The 1411-nt window shown below is 72.4% G+C and carries 2 protein-coding genes; both read right to left on the bottom strand.

Going from position 1 to position 1411, the window contains the following annotated elements; all coding sequences use genetic code 11:
* A partial coding sequence (locus tag P409_RS34305; RefSeq protein ID WP_034849324.1) for a GAF domain-containing protein occupies positions 1 to 500 on the bottom strand: 500 nt, incomplete at its 3' end.
* Positions 501 to 529: 29 nt separating this feature from the next.
* A complete protein-coding gene (locus P409_RS34300; RefSeq protein WP_034849322.1) occupies positions 530 to 1141 on the bottom strand; it encodes an MlaC/ttg2D family ABC transporter substrate-binding protein in 612 nt (203 codons plus the stop codon).
* Between the last annotated feature and the right edge of the window lie 270 nt (positions 1142 to 1411).

Here is a 1411-nt window from a genome sequence, read left to right as displayed (position 1 = left end):
GCCGCCAGCGGGTGGCGCAGCCGCTCCAGCAGCGCCGCCTCCTCGTCGGTGAAGCCGGTCGGCCGGTCGGTGACGAAGCTCGCCACCTGCACCGTCGCGTTGCCGTAGACGATCGGCACGGCGAGATAGTCGGTGCCGCCGGCCTCGGCCAGCTCGTGGAAGATGGTGTGGTCGTCCGGCCCCAGCGCGGTGAGCGCGCGGCGCAGCGGCCGGCGGCTCACCAGCACAGCCTCGTACGGGCTGCCGAGGAAGGTGCTGGTCAGCAGCACCTTGCGGTCGATGACGTATTCCTCGCCGCCGCGGGCCGTGGTCCACACCACGCCCCAGGCGGTCAGCAGCGGATGGGTGATGCTCTGCCCGATCCGCACCCGCTGCAGCGGCAGGCCGGCGGCGATCAGGCGGCGGCAGAAGCCGTCGACCAGCGCCACCGGGTCGGCCAGCAGCCGGCCTTCGGCCACCAGCCAGTCCGTGACGTCGCGGCCGACATCCGCCAGCGCCATCGCCTGCTCCGCCGGATCAGGGGGACGGCTCAGCCGCCGGCCCGCTGGCGCATCGCCTGCAGCAGCCCGTCGATGTTGCCGCCGTTCTGGGCGATCACCGACGCGAACTCGTCGCGCTGGGTCACGCTCATGCTGACCCGGGCGACGATCACGTCCACCACCTTGTAGCTGCCGCCCGCCGGGCGCACCCGCCAGTCGACCTGGATCGGCGGGCCGTCCTTCTGCCGGATCTCGGTCGCGACCAGGGTGTCGTTGCCGACCGCCCGGGTGCCCTTCACGACCAGCGTCTCGCCCTGGTAGTTCTGGAACCGCCGGGAATAGGTCTCGACGATCATCCGCTCGAACAGGTCCATGTATTCCCGCTGCTGGTCGGGGGTGGCGCTGTTCCAGTAGCGGCCGAGCACGAAGCGGCCGATCGTCGGCAGGTCGAATCCCTGGTTCAGGATCTGGGTGAACTGGGCCTTGCCCTGGGCTGTCGCCGCGCCGCCGGCCTGGAGGATGCCGATCGCCCGCTTGGCCATGTCGTCGATGAAGGCCGCGGCCCCGTCGGCCTGCGCAAAAGCCAGGCGGGGCAGCCCCGCCAGCAGCAGCGAAGCCGTCGCCATGGCGCCCGCGGTCAGCACCGTCCGTCTGTCGATCATGTCTGGACCTTTGTCGTTCTGGGATACCGTCTGCCGCCCACCCCGGCCCGGAAGCCGGGGCCCCCCGTCGGAGGCAGGGGGCGGATTATAGACGAAACGCAGCGGCGGTCATGCGGCAACACGCTACGACCGTCTCAGTCGCGCCGGCGGCCCCCCAGCAGGGGCAGGGCCCCGACGGCGATGCCGATCACCAGCGCCGCCAGCGCCGCCTTGGGCGCGGCCTTGGCGGCGGACAGGCCGAGCCCGGCGGCGACGCCTTCCAGCCCGGCC

Origin of the sequence: Inquilinus limosus MP06 (assembly GCF_000767795.1) — a bacterium.
GTDB classification, from domain to species: domain Bacteria; phylum Pseudomonadota; class Alphaproteobacteria; order DSM-16000; family Inquilinaceae; genus Inquilinus; species Inquilinus limosus_E.
Note: the sequence above shows the minus strand (reverse complement) of the source record. Positions and strands in the feature narration are given on the sequence as shown.